This window comes from Massilia sp. UYP34, assembly GCF_056279385.1.
In genome coordinates this window covers 15,453-31,928 of record NZ_JBWBRF010000030.1, presented here as the reverse complement: position 1 = coordinate 31,928, position 16,476 = coordinate 15,453, and the positions used below count along the sequence as shown (strand labels likewise).

The 16,476-nt window shown below is 65.3% G+C and carries 13 protein-coding genes; 6 read left to right on the top strand and 7 right to left on the bottom strand.

The window, feature by feature from the left end; translation table 11 throughout:
* Positions 1 to 84 precede the first annotated feature (84 nt).
* From ACZ9AQ_RS23215 to ACZ9AQ_RS23195, 5 genes are all read right to left on the bottom strand, one after another.
* Positions 85 to 564, bottom strand: a complete 480-nt coding sequence (locus tag ACZ9AQ_RS23215) for a GYD domain-containing protein (RefSeq protein ID WP_429207013.1) — start codon at positions 562 to 564, stop codon at positions 85 to 87.
* 534 nt (positions 565 to 1,098) lie between these two features.
* Positions 1,099 to 1,770 carry a hypothetical protein gene (locus ACZ9AQ_RS23210; protein ID WP_429207011.1) on the bottom strand — a complete coding sequence of 224 codons (672 nt, stop codon included), beginning with the start codon at positions 1,768 to 1,770 and terminating at the stop codon, positions 1,099 to 1,101.
* Positions 1,771 to 1,944: 174 nt separating this feature from the next.
* A complete protein-coding gene (locus ACZ9AQ_RS23205) occupies positions 1,945 to 2,757 on the bottom strand; it encodes an ABC transporter ATP-binding protein (protein ID WP_429207010.1) in 813 nt (270 codons plus the stop codon).
* A gap of 13 nt (positions 2,758 to 2,770) precedes the next feature.
* Positions 2,771 to 3,694, bottom strand: a complete 924-nt coding sequence (ntrB, locus tag ACZ9AQ_RS23200) for a nitrate ABC transporter permease (protein ID WP_429207008.1) — start codon at positions 3,692 to 3,694, stop codon at positions 2,771 to 2,773.
* 29 nt (positions 3,695 to 3,723) lie between these two features.
* On the bottom strand, positions 3,724 to 4,893 hold the full coding sequence (locus ACZ9AQ_RS23195) for a CmpA/NrtA family ABC transporter substrate-binding protein (protein WP_429207006.1): 1,170 nt from the start codon (positions 4,891 to 4,893) through the stop codon (positions 3,724 to 3,726).
* 812 nt (positions 4,894 to 5,705) lie between these two features.
* On the opposite strand from ACZ9AQ_RS23195, the gene ACZ9AQ_RS23190 reads away from it, so the two are divergent.
* Positions 5,706 to 5,900: a hypothetical protein gene (locus ACZ9AQ_RS23190; protein ID WP_429207004.1), complete on the top strand. Its 195-nt coding sequence runs from the start codon at positions 5,706 to 5,708 to the stop codon at positions 5,898 to 5,900.
* 128 nt (positions 5,901 to 6,028) lie between these two features.
* Here the strand turns inward: ACZ9AQ_RS23190 and ACZ9AQ_RS23185 are convergent, their stop codons facing one another.
* Positions 6,029 to 7,795 carry a methyl-accepting chemotaxis protein gene (locus ACZ9AQ_RS23185; protein WP_429207003.1) on the bottom strand — a complete coding sequence of 589 codons (1,767 nt, stop codon included), beginning with the start codon at positions 7,793 to 7,795 and terminating at the stop codon, positions 6,029 to 6,031.
* A 24-nt stretch (positions 7,796 to 7,819) separates the two neighbouring features.
* Between ACZ9AQ_RS23185 and ACZ9AQ_RS23180 the strand changes: the two genes are divergently transcribed.
* From ACZ9AQ_RS23180 to ACZ9AQ_RS23160, 5 genes are all read left to right on the top strand, one after another.
* Positions 7,820 to 7,987 (top strand): hypothetical protein, encoded by a 168-nt coding sequence (locus ACZ9AQ_RS23180; protein WP_429207002.1) that lies wholly within the window; start codon positions 7,820 to 7,822, stop codon positions 7,985 to 7,987.
* 76 nt (positions 7,988 to 8,063) lie between these two features.
* Complete coding sequence (locus ACZ9AQ_RS23175; RefSeq protein WP_429207000.1) at positions 8,064 to 9,464, top strand: L-cystine transporter; 1,401 nt, start codon at positions 8,064 to 8,066, stop codon at positions 9,462 to 9,464.
* A gap of 120 nt (positions 9,465 to 9,584) precedes the next feature.
* Positions 9,585 to 10,349, top strand: coding sequence for a histidine phosphatase family protein (locus tag ACZ9AQ_RS23170; RefSeq protein WP_429206998.1), 765 nt, complete (start codon positions 9,585 to 9,587; stop codon positions 10,347 to 10,349).
* Positions 10,350 to 10,357: 8 nt separating this feature from the next.
* Positions 10,358 to 11,356 carry an NAD(P)H-hydrate dehydratase gene (locus ACZ9AQ_RS23165; protein ID WP_429206997.1) on the top strand — a complete coding sequence of 333 codons (999 nt, stop codon included), beginning with the start codon at positions 10,358 to 10,360 and terminating at the stop codon, positions 11,354 to 11,356.
* Between the two features lie 262 nt (positions 11,357 to 11,618).
* Positions 11,619 to 11,987 carry a hypothetical protein gene (locus ACZ9AQ_RS23160; protein ID WP_429206995.1) on the top strand — a complete coding sequence of 123 codons (369 nt, stop codon included), beginning with the start codon at positions 11,619 to 11,621 and terminating at the stop codon, positions 11,985 to 11,987.
* 159 nt (positions 11,988 to 12,146) lie between these two features.
* On the opposite strand, the gene ACZ9AQ_RS23155 is transcribed toward ACZ9AQ_RS23160, so the two are convergent.
* Positions 12,147 to 16,355, bottom strand: a complete 4,209-nt coding sequence (locus ACZ9AQ_RS23155; protein ID WP_429206993.1) for an ATP-binding protein — start codon at positions 16,353 to 16,355, stop codon at positions 12,147 to 12,149.
* Between the last annotated feature and the right edge of the window lie 121 nt (positions 16,356 to 16,476).

The window sequence follows — 16,476 nt, the reverse complement described above, 5'->3', positions numbered from 1 at the left end:
GGAGCGCGAAAAATAACTGATCTCGACCACCGTTCGGTCTGGCGCCGGGTTTGTCACGTTGGAACGGCCGTGCAACCTATTTGTTCAGCGCTTCCCTACCAAAGAATTCGGTAAAGATTCGAAAAAACGCCAGGCACAGCTTGGCGTTTTGTTTCTGCAATATCCCCGCTCATTCATTTCCACCTCGCGCACCTGACGCAAGATGCCCGCCCTCGCCTTCCCACTTGGCGACCTCGGGGGCCATGTCATAGCCCGGTTGACAATAGGTACGGTCTTGGTCATGGCTGCATCGATTTCCTTGGGCGTCAGCAGCACCGTCGTCTTGCACGTGGTGGTGCCGGAGGCATCGACCCTGAGCGCCAGCACCGCGGCGGTGGCGTTGTCGGGAAGCTCGCCGATGATGACGACATCCCGGTCGCCGAACACGAAATAAAAAGCTTCGACCTTCCTGCCTAGCGAGTTGAATAATTGATCGACAGCCTCGCGCCGCCGCGTGCCGCCTTCCTTCAACAGGCCATTGATCCCTTCGCTGAGGTAGCTCGCTTCAACCAGATACTTAGCCATGTGAGGTCCTTCCAGAATGACGTTCCCGACGGAAGAATTCGCTTCATAAGCTTGCCGGCAATGCCCGGCTGGCGCCGTTTTCCCCGGCCGCCGGTTTGCGAGACCCAATATTTGAAAGTTCCCAGGAAGCAGCGGTTCAATCAGCCCGCGTGTGAATAGCTTGAGTTAGCGCGAGGCTACAGCATTGACTGCCGGTTTGTGTGGCAGCCGTTTCCAGGAAATCCGCGAGGAAATGACCGGTTTTGGTCAATGCAAAGAAGCAGGCGCGCTGTCATCCAAACTCCACAACCGGCGCGGCGACGCCACGATCGGGCTGGTGGTCGATGGGCAGGTCGCCGATTACTTCGTTCGCGCGACGACGACGAAGAACCGCGCACCGTTGCCCAGGCCCAGGCCCAGCGTGAAGCAGTCACGCAGTACGAGGCCAAGCAGAACCGCAACCAGACGCCGCGCAAGCAGCAGCAGCGTCAGATGCAGAAGAAGAAAGCAGGTTAATTCGCTTTCTCCAGATGCAGCCGTAGTTCAGTTTGGCAATCACTGCGACAGCAACGACCTGCGCCGACGCGCAAGCCCTGCCACGCAGAGTGCCCCCATTGAGATCAAGGCAACACTGGCGGGCTCTGCGACTTCAACTGGGGATCCAATGAGCTCCGGTACAATTATCGGCACACCAGGATAGTATCCACCATCGTTATCGAGCTCGTTTGACATGTACTCAGGCATAGGCACTTCCATTACCGCGCCACTATAGCTTCCTGATCCGACAGCGTATCCGGCGGTTAGGTACATCCATCGCGAGTAATCAAAGGTATAGATGAAGGTGCCTTCGGAAGCTTGCGTGAATCGGATGCTGAAATCGGTTACCTGATCGCCGCCAAAATCATCATGAATCGTAAAATTCGTTGGACCGCCCGGCCCGAAGTAGGTTGAAGCGGCAGTCAACAGTTTCGCGCCGTCGTTGAAGAACGGGTAAAACTGATGCCTTGAAAGTAATGTCATTGGCGGGCCGGAGTCATAGTTCGGATCGAGGTACGCTGTCATCAACGTTGTCATGTTGAAGCTGAAATGCGCGATCGCCTGATTGTCATCCCTCTGTACGAAATATCCGTCGAGCAAGCCTCCAGTAAATTCGTACTTGGTGTACGAAGCTGAAGCGTTCAGCGAGGTCAGTAAGGTCACAGCAAATGCCAGGCATTTTTTGATCATGACTTTGTATAGGTGAGGTTGTCGGGAAAAAACCGTTCAAGCAATTGCTATACCACACCTAGATCCCCGTATAAATCAAGGTGTTAGCTACGGCTTATCCGCTGATTGGCGACCCTTGTAAGGTTTCCCGACATCCTCTCGTGGCATGCATCCGGTCGCTCTAGATGCCTAGCACTATGCCGCCTCCGCCGCCGGATGCGCCTGCTTCCGATACAAGAACTCCAGCACCGCCTTGCGATGCTCGGTATACCGGGCATCCTGCGCCAGCGCCACCCGGTCGCGCGGCCGCGCCAATCCCACCTCGACGATCTCGCCGATGGTCGCCGCCGGCCCGTTGGTCAGCATGACGATCCGATCCGACAGCAACACCGCCTCATCGACGTCGTGCGTCACCATCACCACGGTGGATCTGGTCGCCGCCACGATCTTGAGCAGCTCGTCCTGCAAATGCGCCCGCGTCAGCGCATCGAGCGCGCCGAACGGTTCATCCATCAGCAGCACCTTCGGCTCCATCGCCAGCGCCCGCGCGATGCCGACGCGCTGCTTCATGCCGCCCGAAATTTCATGCGGACGTTTGCCCTCCGCGCTCGACAGCCCCACCAGCGCCAGCGCAGCGAGCGTGCGTTCGCGCAGCTGGGTCCGCGTTTCGGCGCCGCCGAACACCCGCTCGACTCCCAGGTGGATGTTCTCGTAACAGGTCAGCCACGGCAGCAGCGAATGATTCTGGAACACCACCGCCCTTTCCGGCGAGGGCCCGGCGATCTCACGATTGGCGCATAGCAGCACGCCCGCCGTCGGCTTGAGCAGGCCGGCGATCAGGTTCAGCAAGGTCGACTTGCCGCAGCCCGAGTGGCCGATCAGCGTGATGAAATCACCCTTGCGCACGGTCAGGTCGATGCCCTGCAGCGCCTGGAACACGCCCTTTTTCGTATGAAACGCCATCTCCACGCCGGAGATGTCGATGAATCTGGTTTGAAGGTCATCCATGATCGCGCTCCTCTCAGTTAGCCACTTGTTCGTGCGTCAGCGCCCGCGCCAGCGCCACCAGCGCCTGCTCCAGCAGCAGCCCCACGACGCCGATGACGACGATGGCGATGATGATGTTCGCCACATTCAGGTTGTTCCACTCGTCCCACACCCAGAAGCCGATGCCCACGCCGCCGGTCAGCATCTCGGCCGCCACGATCACCAGCCACGCGGTGCCGATGGCAAGCCGCACGCCGGTCAGGATGTAGGGCAGCGCCGACGGCAGCAGGATCTTGGTCAGGATCTTCCATTCCGACAGGTTCAGCACGCGCGCCACGTTCATGTAGTCCTGCGGCACGCGCTGCACGCCCACCGCCGTATTGATGATCATCGGCCAGATCGAACAGATGAAGATCGACCAGATCGCCGCCGGGTCGGCCGACTTGAACACCAGCAGGCCGATCGGCAGCCAGGCCAGCGGCGACACGGGCTTGAGCAGGCTGATGATCGGGCCGAACATGCCCGACACGAACTTCACCCGGCCGATCACGAAGCCCAGCGGGATGCCGACCGCCGCCGCCAGTCCAAAGCCCACGGCCACGCGCTGGAGCGAGGCCAGCACGTTCCAGCCGATGCCCTGGTCGTTCGGGCTGTTGTGGTAGAACGGATCGGCAAACAGCTTCAGCGCCTCCTCGAAGGTCGCCAGCGGCGACGGGAAGGTCTCGTTGCGGGTGGCGATGAGCTGCCACACCAGCACGACGAAGGCGATGCCCACCAGCGGCGGCAGGATGGCTTGCACCGCCCTGGCGAACGACTGCGCGCCGCGCACGACGGGCGCCGGTTTGCGCGCAGGAGGCGTGACACTCGCGACAGGCGCATCGGCGGCGAGCGGCAACGTGACCACGGCCGCGCCACCGGCGGGCGGCGCATGGCGTTCGGATTTCAAGATGGCGTTCATGGCATTCCCCTATACAGACAAGATGAAAATCAGACCCTGACCTTGAACGATGCGGCGTAGGCTTTCGGGTCCTTGCCGTCCCAGACGCTGCCGTCCATCAGCTTCGAACTGCGCATCGGGCTGGAAGGCAGCGGCGCTTTGGCCAGCGTCGCCGCGTCCTTGTACAGCGCGATCTGGTTGACCGCGCTGGCCACCGCCAGGTAATCGGGGTCCTGCTTGAGCAGGCCCCAGCGGCGATGCTGGGTCATGAACCACATGCCGTCCGACAGATACGGGAAGTTGACCGCGCCGTCGTTGTAGAACTTCATGTAGTTCGGGTCGTCCCAGGTCTTGCCGAGGCCGTTCTGGTAGCGGCCCATGATGCGCTGGTCGATCGCGTCCTTGCTGGTGTTGACGTACGATTTGGCGGCGATGACCTCGGCCATCTTGTTCTTGTTGGCCATCGAGGCGTCGATCCAGCGGCTGGCCTCGATGATGGCGGCCATCATGGCGCGGCAGGTGTTGGGGTGCTTCTTCGCGAACTCCAGCGTCGAACCCAGCACCTTTTCCGGATGGTCGCGCCAGATGTCCTGGGTCGTGGTGGCGGTGATGCCGATGCCGTCCATGATGGCGCGCTGGCCCCAGGGTTCGCCGACGCAGAAGCCGTCCATGTTCCCCACCCGCATATTGGCCACCATCTGCGGCGGCGGCACCGTGATCACCTTGGCTTCCTTCATCGGATTGATGCCGTTGGCCGCCAGCCAGTAGTACAGCCACATCGCGTGGGTGCCGGTCGGGAAGGTCTGGGCGAAGGTGTATGCGCGTTTCTCGGTGCGCATCAGCCTGGCCAGCGACTGGCCGTCGACCGCACCCTTGTTCGCCAATTGCTTGGACAGCGTGATCGCCTGGCCATTGTTGTTCAGGCCCATCAGCACCGCCATGTCCTTGCGCTGGCCCCCGATACCCATCTGGACACCGTACAGCAAGCCATACAGCACGTGGGCCGCGTCCAGGTCGCCGTTGGCCAGCTTGTCGCGCACGCCTGCCCACGAGGCTTCCTTGCTCAGCACGAACTTGACGCCATATTTCTTGTCGAGGCCCAGCGTCGACGCCATGACCACCGATGCGCAATCGGTCAGTGGAATGAATCCGATCTTGATCTCGGTCTTTTCCGGCTTGTCCGAACCCGCCGCCCACACGCCGCCAGTTGCCAGCCCCATCAAGCTTCCTCCCGCTACCAGACCTGCGCCATGTATGACCTTACGGCGGGTGACATCGACTTCGCCGACGGCTGCCGTCGCTACGCTCTTCGCTTCAAGCTTCTGATTTTTCATCGCAATCCCAATATGGTCAGGCAAAAAAAACGACGCATACCCGACATGAACGCATTCATGGTCCGGTAGACGTCGTTGTCTTGTGGGTGCTGCCTTCGTTGGCGGCACACGCAGCGCTCCGTTGCGCTGATGATGATTACGCAATCTTCATGCCAGGGAGCATGCAGAAGGAAGCGCCCTCACCACGCACCGCCGGCGCACCGTGCGAAGGCGTAAACGGCGCACTGCGATTGCGCAGCGCATCATTTTGGGCGGGCTGTTGCGTTAGCTCTAAAAAGTTGCAAAAACGCTCTTCTACTACCGTCCGCGTCGTGCTAGGATGGATTGTTGCCGTAGAAAAACATCACTTGTTTCAATCGTGCGACCCCTTGCCTCTACGTCGCACACATGTAAAATAAATAACGTCCAGAACGCACCCAGGTTTGAAGGTCCTGGCCTCGTCCCGGATTTCCGAATTCGACGCTTTGATTCGACGCTTTGTACTGGCATCCGCATGTCACGCATTCACTGTCCGCTCTACTCCTGCCTGCGTTCTCCCAACGACGTGGCGGTGCGGCCCAGTTGCCAGACAGCCCTTCATCCTGCCCAGCGCGCCCCGCGCGCCTGAACGGCAAACCATCTTCGTATTACGCCCGGCTCATGCCGGCCATTCATCATTTACTTGCCAGTCTTCATTCGAGACGGCCCTGGAGTCAACCATGAACACGGAACACACCGCACGCCACCATTCTTCGATCCATGCCGCAACCGCGGTCGACCGCAGCAACCCTCGCGCGCCGCGCCGCGGCATCGCCAAGGACATCGTCTCCAGCGGCCGACGCCTGCGCACCCGCATCGGCGTCATCGCCGCAGCCTGCATCGGCCTGACCGCGCTGGTGATCGCCTTCGAGTAAGCCTTGCCGGGTATGACCCGGTTGTCGGCCCGGTTGTCGGCCTGCGCAAGCTGCGCGCATAGGGCGCTGGAGACGAAAAAAGCCAACCCTCGGGTTGGCTTCTTCCTTGCACAGGCGTCAGGCCGGCGTCAGAACTCTTCCCAACCGTCGCCGACGTCCGCGGTTTCGGCTTTCTTCGGCTTTGCGGCCGCTTGCGCCTTGGGCTCGACTGGCGTGGCCTTGGCCGGCTTGGATGCAGCGGCCGGTTGTGCCGCCGCCTTCACCGGCGCCCTCAGCGGCGCCTTCGCCATCACCGCCGGCAAGGTCGTGATCACGCGCGGCGCCGCCGCACTGGCGCGGCTGGCGCCCGCCTGATCGAGCTTGAACGCGCCCACGGTCTGCGCCAGCGCGGTCGCCTCTTCCTGCAGCGAGGCCGCCGCCGCCGACGCTTCTTCCACCAGCGCCGCGTTCTGCGTGGTCACCTGGTCCATCTGGGCCACGGCGCCGTTGATCTGTTCGATGCCGGCGGTCTGCTCCTGGCTGGCGGCGGTGATCTCGGCCATGATGTCGGTCACGCGGTTCACGCTCTGCACGATTTCCTGCATCGTGGCGCCGGCGCGCTCGACCAGCTTGGAGCCGTGGTGCACCTTGTCGACCGAGTCGTCGATCAAGAGCTTGATTTCCTTGGCCGCCGCCGCGCTGCGCTGGGCCAGGCTGCGCACCTCGCCCGCCACGACCGCGAAGCCACGGCCCTGCTCGCCGGCGCGCGCCGCTTCGACTGCCGCGTTCAGGGCAAGGATATTGGTCTGGAAGGCGATGCCGTCGATGACGGCGATGATGTCCACGATGCGGGTCGACGAGGCGTTGATCGCGCCCATGGTCTGCACCACCTGCTCGACCACCGCGCCGCCCTTGCCCGCCACTTCCGAGGCCGACGTGGCCAGGGCGTTGGCCTGGCGCGCGTTGTCGGCGTTCTGTTTCACGGTCGAGGTCAGTTCTTCCATCGACGAGGCGGTTTCTTCCAGCGAACCGGCCTGCTGCTCGGTGCGCGAGGACAGGTCCAGGTTGCCGGCCGCGATCTGGCCCGAAGCAGTGGCGATGTTGTCGGTGCCGGCACGGACCTGGCTCACGATGGTCACCAGCGAATCGTTCATGTCCTTCAGCGCCTGCAGCAGGCGGCCGGTCTCGTCTTTCGAGGTCACTTCGATGGTCTGGGTCAGGTCGCCCTGGGCCACGGCGCCGGCGATCGCGATCGCCTGCTCCAGCGGACGCACGATGGCGCGCACCAGCATCCAGCCGACGAAGGCGGCCATGATCAGGCCGAACGCCAGGCCGACCAGGCAGACCGCGCGCACGAACTCGTAGGTCGCCTGCGAAGCCTCATATTCCTCCAGCGCCGCATTCTGCTGTTCCTTGACCAGCCTGGCGCCGAGATCGGCCACCGGCAGGTACAGCCGGGTCATCTCGCCGTTGAGCTGGGCCACGGCGCCGGCGGTGTCGCCGGCACGAATCGCGGCCATGGCCGGGCGGATACCCTGCTCGACGAATACCTTGCGCGCGGCGGTAAATTGCTCGTACATGGCCTGCTCGCCGGCAGTCATCGGCATCTGGCGGTAGCTCTCCAGGATCTTGTTGATCACCCCGATATTCGCGTCGACCGACTCGAGCGCGGTATTGCGCGCGCCGCCATCTTCCAGGGTAACCGCCTTGGCGACGGCGAGCTGGTTGGCGGTGATCAGCTGGGTGACCTGGCCCACCTGGCTCAGCCCCACGAGGCGGTGGTCGTACATCTGCTTGAGTTCGGCGTTTGCGACGCCGAGGTTGTAGATGCCGATGACCGCGCCGGCGATGAGTTCGACGGCCAGGAAGACGATGACGAAGATGAGACGCGACTTGATGCTGAGATGTTTGAACATGATTCGCTGGCCTGGAGCCCATGGATGGAAAAATATGATATCCATTGGATTATAGAAACATTGCTCACCGGTTGGGAAGCATTGAACATTTCCTTGCGTTACGACTTATCGTCCGTCGTCATGCAGCAACAAGCGCGCACGCAGCCGGCGAAGCGCATGGTATTGCTCCGTCGCCATGCGCTAAACGCATAGGCAAATGCGACATTAACACTACGGCAAGGCAACTTTGCCGATAAAATGGCGCGATTCCCTGCTTCAACCGAGCTCTATGACTTTCCCCGTCCTCCTGAACCTGGCACTCGCCCTGGCCGTGTGCGCACTCCTGTATGGCATGCAGGCCCGCCATGCATCGTTCACCAAGCGCGTTTTCGCCGGCCTTGGCCTGGGCGTCGCGTTCGGCGCCGGCCTGCAGGCCGTATATGGCGCCGGGGCGAGCGACATCGTGGCCACCAATGCCTGGCTGGATGTGATCGGCAGCGGCTACGTCAAGCTGTTGCAGATGATCGTGATCCCCTTGATCATGGTCTCGATCGTGCAGGCCATCCTCAAGCTGCGCGACGCCGCCTCGCTCGGCAAGATCAGCACCCTCACCATCGGCATCCTGCTCGTCACGACCGTGGTCGCGGCCATCATCGGCATCGCGATGGCCAAGCTGTTCGGCCTGTCGGCCGTCGGCCTGACCGCGTCGAGCGCCGAAGTCGCGCGCGGTGAATACCTGCAGGGCAACCTGGCGACCGCGCAGCAACTGTCGCTGCCGTCGCTGCTGCTGTCCTTCATCCCGGCCAATCCCTTCCTCGACATGACCGGCGCGCGCAAGACCTCGACCATCGCGGTGGTGGTGTTCGCGATCTTCATCGGCGTCTCGGCCGTCGGCATCGCCGGCAAGAAGCCGGAAGTATTCCAATCCTTCAGCGGCTTCGTGCACGTGGCCCACGTGATCGTGATGCGGATGGTGACGCTGGTGCTGCGCCTGACGCCGTTCGGCGTGTTCGCGCTGATGGCCAAGATGGTGGCCGGTTCCAGCCTGCAGGACATCCTGGGCCTGCTCAATTTCGTGGTCGCCTCGTATGCGGCGCTGGCGCTGATGTTCTGCGTGCACCTGGCGATGGTGGCCGGCGTCGGGCTCAATCCGCTGCGCTACGTGAAGAAGATCTTCCCGGTGCTGGTGTTCGCCTTTACCTCGCGCACCAGCGCCGGCTCGATCCCGATGAGCGTGGCGACCCAGACCGCGCGCCTGGGCACGCCGGAAGGCACCGCCAATTTCGCCGCCTCGTTCGGCGCCACCATCGGGCAGAACGGCTGCGCCGGCATCTATCCGGCGATGCTGGCGGTGATGATCGCGCCGACGGTCGGCATCGATCCGTTCACCGCCAGCTTCTTGCTGCCGCTGCTGGCGATCATCGCGTTCGGCTCGATCGGCGTGGCCGGGGTCGGCGGCGGCGCCACCTTCGCGGCCCTGATCGTGCTGTCGGCGATGGACTTGCCGGTGGCGCTGGCGGGCCTGCTGATCTCGGTGGAGCCCTTGATCGACATGGGCCGCACGGCGCTGAACGTCAGCGGCTCGATCGCCGCCGGCAGCGTCACCAGCCGGGTGCTGGGCCAGACCGACATGCGCGTGTTCAATAACGAGGCCGACGTCAACCTCGACGGCGAGGAACAAGCCGTCTGATGCGCCGGCTGATGCGCTAGTAAACACACTTCCGCCAGCGCCGACGGCGTCCGCAATCGTGCGCTGACGCCCTGCCGAATCCGTCATGATGCCTGCATGTTAACTTCTCGGCGGACGGCGATGGAGCAAAAGTGGCCACAGGAAATTTGGCTGGTCAGGCATGGACAAAGCGCGGGCAACGTCGCGCGTGACCTGGCAGAAGCTGCCGCCGGGCACCGCATCGACATCGCCGATCGCGACGTCGACGTGCCGCTGTCCGACCTGGGCGAGCGCCAGTCCGAGGCCCTGGGCGCCTGGTTCGCCACCCTGCCGCCGCACCGGCGTCCCAACGTGGTGCTGCATTCGCCTTATGTCCGCGCGGCCGAGACCGCCAACATCCTGATGCAGCGCCTGGAGCGCGACGAGCTGCTGTGCGTGCTGTCCGACGAGCGCCTGCGCGAGAAGGAATTCGGCGTGCTCGACCGTCTCACCACGCATGGCATCGCCCACCACTTCCCCGATCTCTACGAGCAACGCCGGCACGTCGGCAAGTTCTATTTCCGCCCGCCCGGCGGCGAAAGCTGGTGCGACGTCATCCTGCGCCTGCGCAGCGTGATGGACACGCTCGAGCGCGACTTCTGCGGCGAGCGGGTGCTGATCGTCGCCCACCAGGTCACCGTCAATTGCTTCCGCTACCTGTTCGAGCACCTGAACGAGGCACAGATCCTGGAGATCGACCACGCCGGCGACGTGCCCAACTGCTCGGTCACGTCGTATGAATTCGACCCCGATAAAGGCAAGCGCGGCGACCTGGCGCTACGCCTGGCAAACTTCGTGGCGCCGCTGGAAGCCAGCGGCACCCCGGTCACGGCCGCCAGGGACTTGCCGACTTCACCCAAGGCTTGAGACCACACATGGACCCGATCAAAGCGACAACGGTGCACGACGTCGACGCCGCCTGCCTGGCGGCATGGCCATTGCCCCAGCCCGAAGCCGAGGGCGACAAGGAATTGCGCGGCCACGTCCTGGTGCTGGGCGGATCGCGCGAAATGCCCGGCGCCATCATCCTGGCCGCCACCGCGGCCCTGCGCGCCGGCGCCGGCAAGCTGACCATCGCCACCGGGGCCAGCGTGGCCCAACTGGTGGCGCTGGCGATGCCCGAGGCGCGCGTGATCGGCTTGTCCGAAAACGAGACCGACGGTTTCCAGCTGGACGCCCTGGACAGCCTCGACCCGCTGGCCGACAAGGTCGACGCGGTGCTGGTCGGCCCCGGCATGTGCGACGCCTCGTGCACCGCACGCCTGGTGCACGCGCTGCTGCCGCGCCTGGAGCAAGCCGGCGTCGGCCTGGTGCTCGACGCCTGCGCCATGGACGTCATGCTGCACAGGCCGCGCGATTGGCCCGAGGGCAAGCCGATGCGCTTCGAGCGGCCCGTGATCATGACCCCGCACTGCGGCGAAATGGCGCACCTGACCGGCCTCGAGAAAGAATGCATCGTCGGCCAGCCCGACACACCCGCGCTGCAGGCGGCGCGCGACTGGAATGCCGTGATCGCGCTCAAGGGGTCGCGCACGGTCATCGCGGCGCCCGACGGCACGCTCTGGCAACACGAAGGCGCGGGCAATATTGGCCTGGCCATCTCGGGCTCGGGCGACGTGCTGGCCGGCATCATCGCCGGCCTGCTGGCGCGCGGCGCCGCCCCGGAACAGGCGGCCTGCTGGGGCGTGGCATTGCACGCACGCGCCGGCGACCGCCTGGCGCAACGGCTGGGCACCTTGGGATATTTGGCTCGAGAAATTTCTATGGAAGTTCCCGCGCTGCTGGAGCAGCTCGGCCGCGCCGGCGCCATCAAGCGTGGCGCCGATGACAGGAACATCCGGCCCGTGCCGGGAGACGAACAGCTGGGTGCTTGACGCCCGGCGCGAGCAACTCTGTAAAAAATGTTACGGAGTCTCGCAAGAGTGCGGTATCTAACGAACCGGCAGACAGGCTTCCGGTCTAATGGGCACAGTTGGATTGAAGTACGCACCGGGGCCGCGTATTGCGTCGGTTCCCTGAGTGTTCCGCTCATTTGTTGCAGATGACGGAACTAACTGGCGCCGTTGATCTTCCAGCGCCTCACCACAATGAGCTGGAAACTTCGGCACAAAGATAGACGTAAACGAGGAGTTAAAAATGAATGCAATGACCAAGGCACCAAAAATCCTGCTGACCGCCGCCGTCCTGGCTTCCCTGTTGGGCGCCTGCAAGCGCGACGACGCGGCCACCACCACCACCCCGGCCGACACCTCGGCGACCATGCCAAGCAGCACCTCGGGCGCCACCGGCACCACGGGTGACGTGGGCACCGGCGCCACCGGCACCGGCACCACCGGCACCGGCACCACCGACATGGGCACCAGCGGCGCAACCGGCACCGCCGGCGACACCAGCGGCGCTACCGGCACCACCGGCACGACCGGCACCACCGAAGGCGCTACCGGCACCACCACCACCGATCCGGCGACCACCACCACGCCGCCGACCGGCACCACGGGCCAGTAATCGCATGGCCCACCGGACGACGCCCTGCTCGCAGGGCGCGTTCGGCGCAGCGTCTTGCACGATCTCGGCACCCGGCGCTTCATAGCCGGGTTGCTTGTTTCAGGCCCCGTGTTTCAGGCCTTCTGCTTCATTCCTCGTCCTCTTGCCTGCGCTGCGCCACTACCTGCCCGCACTCACCCTCGCCGCGACGTCGCGGATCAGATGTTCCACCATCCCGAAATCGGCCGGCTTGGTCAGGTGATGATCGAATCCCGCCTGGCTCGAACGCTGCCGGTCCTGCTCCGCCCCCCAGCCCGTCAACGCCACCAGGGATGCCTTTTCCATGCCCGCGATCCGGCGCATCGCCTCGGCCGCCTCGAAGCCTGACATATCGGGCAGGCCGATATCCAGGAAGACGATCTGCGGCAAGACTTCCGCGGCCCGGCGCAGCGCCGTCGCGCCGTCGTGGGCGACGCTGACGGCGTGGCCGCTCATCTCGAGCAGGGCGTGCAGCATCTCGGCAGCGTCGACGTTGTCGTCCACCACCAGGATGCGCAGCGCGGCGACCGCATTGCCTGCCTCCTTGGCCCCCCCGTCGTCCGGCGCGGCTTCGGGCGCCGCCGGCGGCGCGGCGGCGGCGCCCGAAGGCGCGGCGGCCGACGCATCCTGCGGCAACGGCAGCCACACCGTGAACCGGCTGCCCATCCCGGCCCCAGCGCTGCTCACGGCGACGCGGCCCCCGTGCAGCTTGACCAGGCGCTGGACCAGGTTCAGGCCCACGCCCAGGCCGCCCTGCGCCATCTCGGTGCCGAGATGGACCTGGGCGTACATGTCGAACACCGTCTCCATCGCCGGGGCGTCGATGCCGATGCCGTTGTCCGACACCGTGAGCGCCACCTCGTCCGCCTCGATCCGCGCCGCGATCTCGATCGCGCCGCCCTGCGGCGTGTACTTGGCCGCGTTGTTGAGCAGGTTGCTCAGGATCTGCGCCACGCGGTGGCGGTCGGCGTGCAGTGCCAGCGGCTCCTGCGGCAGGCGCACGGCCAGCGCGTGCTTGCGCGTTTCGACCAGCGGCATGCTCATGTCGACCGCTTCGCGCACCACGTCGGCCAGCAGCACACGCTCCAGCCGCAGGGTCACCTTGCCCTCGGCCAGGCGCGCCATGTCGAGCAGGTCGTCGACCAGGTGCACCATGTGGTCGACCTGGCGCCGCATGATGGCCTGCACGTCGCCGCTGGCGGCGCCGATGCGCATCAGTTCCAGCCCCGAACGGATAGGGGCCAGCGGGTTGCGCAGCTCGTGCGCCAGCGTGAACAGGAAGTCGCTCTGCGCGCGGTTCTTCCGTCCCAGCTCGCTGGCCAGGCGCTGCAGCTCCTGTTCGGCGTGCTTCTGGTCGTCGATGTCGAGGGTCACGCCGTCGAAGCGCTCCAGCTGCCCATGCTCGTCCAGGCCGCACCAGCCGATCGCCCGCAGCCAGCGCGGCGCGCCGCCCGTCACGGTACGGAACTCCAGGTCGAGCGGCGATCCGGCGCGCACCGCGTGCGCCACGCCGTCGGCCAGCCGTTCCCGGTCCTCCGGGTCGACCGCCGCCAGCAGCGCGTCGATCGAGGCCGGGCGCACGCTGTCCAGGCCGAAGTGCACGGCCATCTCGGCATTGAGCTGGAACTCGGTAAACGGCGCGTCGGCGTACCAGACGCCGATGTCGCCCGCCTCGGACACCCGCTCGAAACGCTCCTGCAAGGTCTTGCGCACCTGGATGTCGATCACCGTGCCGACGAATCCATCCGGTTCGCCCGCCGCATTCACGCGCGGCAGGCCGGAATCGATGAACCAGCAATAGCTGCCGTCATGGCGGCGCAGGCGGTAGTCGATCGAGAACGGTTCGCGCGCCGAGATGGCGGTCAGGAAGGCTTCGCCGGCGTGCGCGCGGTCCTCGGGGTGGACGTCTTCGAGCCAGCCCAGGCCCAAGTCCTGTTCCGGCGTGCGGCCGGTGTAGTCGTACCAGCGCCGGCTGAGATAGGTGCAGCGGCCGGTGTCGTCGGTGGTCCACAGCATGGCCGGCGAGGCGTCGACCAGCGCCCGCACATGGGCTTCGCGGGCGCGCGCATCGCGCTCCATCTGGCTGCGCTCGCGGCCCAGCGCCACCTGGGTGCGCACCCGCGCCAGCAGCTCGTTGGCCGAGAACGGCTTGACCAGGTAGTCGTCGGCGCCGGCCTGCAGGCCCTCGACCTTGGCTTCCTCGCCGGCGCGCGCCGACAGCAACATCACCGGCAGCAGGCGCAGCTCCTCGCTGGCGCGTACCTGCGCGATCAGGCCGAAGCCGTCGAGCTTCGGCATCATCACGTCGCTCAGCAGCAGGTCGGGCGGGTCCGCCAGCGCGAGTTCGAAGGCGGCCTGGCCGTCGGCGCAGATGCGCACGTCGGCGTGCGGTTCGAGCAGCGCCTTGAGATAAGCCCGCATATCGTTGTTGTCGTCGGCGATCAGGATGCGCGGGCGGGCCTGGCCGCCCATGTCCGCCAGTGCCGGCTGCCCCGCCTCGCGCGGGACGACTTCGGCGTCCGGCAGCCAGCGCAGGGCTTCCTCGACGAAGGCGGAACCCATGCGCTGACGCTCCTGCACCCCTTCCGGAGCATGCAGGATGCGGTCCTGCGGCAGGTGGGCCAGGCCGAACGGCAGGTCGACGTCGAAGCGCGTGCCTTCGCCGAGGACGCTCGAGACGGCAATCGCGCCGCCGTGCAGGCGCACCAGTTCCTGGATCAGGGCCAGGCCGATGCCGGTGCCTTCATAGGTACGTCCCGGCGCGCCCTCGATGCGGTGGAAGCGCTCGAACATGCGCGGCAGCTCGTGCTCGGGGATGCCGGTGCCGGTATCCTGCACCGACAGCCGCGCCATGCCGGCGTGCTCGCGCAGGCAGATCGTGACGCTGCCCTGCAGGGTGAACTTGAAGGCGTTCGACAGCAGGTTGAAGACGATTTTTTCCCACATGTCGCGGTCGACGCAGACCGGCCGGCCCAGGTCCTGGAGCTCGATCCCGTATTCCAGGCCACCCTTGGCCATCGCCGATTCGAACACGCCGGCCAGGTCGAGCGTCAGGCGCGTCAGGTCCACCGGCACGTAGCTGGCCTGCACCCGGCCGGCCTCGATGCGCGAGAAGTCGAGCAGCGAATTGACCAGCTTGAGCAGGCGCAGCGCATTGCGGTGCGTGACCTCGATGCGCTTCTTCTGGGCCGCGCTCATGCCGTCCGCGTCGTCGGCCAGGGCGTCCTCGAGCGGCCCCAGGATCAGGGTGAGCGGGGTACGGAATTCGTGGGATACGTTCGAGAAGAAGGCGGTCTTGGCGCGGTCGATCATGGCCAGCTCTTCGGCGCGGCGCTGTTCCTGCTCGTAGGCGATGACGTTGCCGACCGCGGTGTTCACGGCAGCCCCCATCAATTCATAGAAGTTGCGGTAGTCGGCGTCGAGCGCGCGCCGCACGCTCACGCCGGCGACCACGAAGCCGAACAGCTCCTGCTGGCCCGGCAGCGACAGCGGCAGCACCAGCGCCGAGCGCGGCGGATCGTCGTAGGGGCCGCAGGCCGCGCCGCCGAGCCGCGCGGCGACGTCGTCGACCTGCGTCACCGAATGGGTGGCGGCGCAGCGCCCGAACGGCCAGCAGGCGTCGTCCAGGCGCGCCGAGGCTGGCGCCAGCGCGCCGTCCGGCGGCAAGCCGCCGCCGCCGCGCAGCGCCAGGGCGCGGCCCTCCGGATCGATCTGGTAGAACAGCAGGAAAGGCACGTCGGCCTGCATGCGCTCGACGTGCAGGCTGAGCTGCTGGCCGATCTCGGCGATCGAACGGGTCGTCGCCAGGCCGGCGGTCAGGTCGCGCAGTCCCTGGCTGCGGCGTCCGCCCAGCACCTGGGCCGTGGTCTCGGTGATCGGGTGGAAGATGCCGCCCACCGCCCCCGACTCGTCGCGGATCGGCGAGAACGAGAACGTCATGTTCGCTTCCTCGAGGTAGCCGCTGCGGTCGAGGAACATCTGCTGGTCCTTGATGTAGGCGCCCGCCCCCTGGTGCGCGCTCTCGAACGCCGCGCCCACCACCGGCAGGGCCGATGCCCACACCACCTTGAACGGCGCCCCCATCGACGCCGGATGCAGGTCGCCGCAGATCGGGCGGTAGGCGTCGTTATAAATCTGGATGTCGTCCGGCCCCCAGCACACCAGGATCGGGAAGGTCGAGGACAGGCACAGGCTGACCGAGGTGCGCAGGCTTTGCGGCCAGTCGGACAGCGGTCCGAGCGGCGTCTTCGACCAGTCCATGCTGCGGATCAGTTCACCCATCTCGCCGCCGCCGGCGAGCCAGTTCAGGTCGGATCCGGCAGATAGGGAAAATGATGGAATTACTGACATGGACACGGAACCTAACGGCGGGAGGAATAAAAGACGGGCTTCTTGAAACACCGTGCACTGCGGCGCACACAGGTCAATACCAACTACTTATTACAAAACATCCGCTATTAGAACATAACAA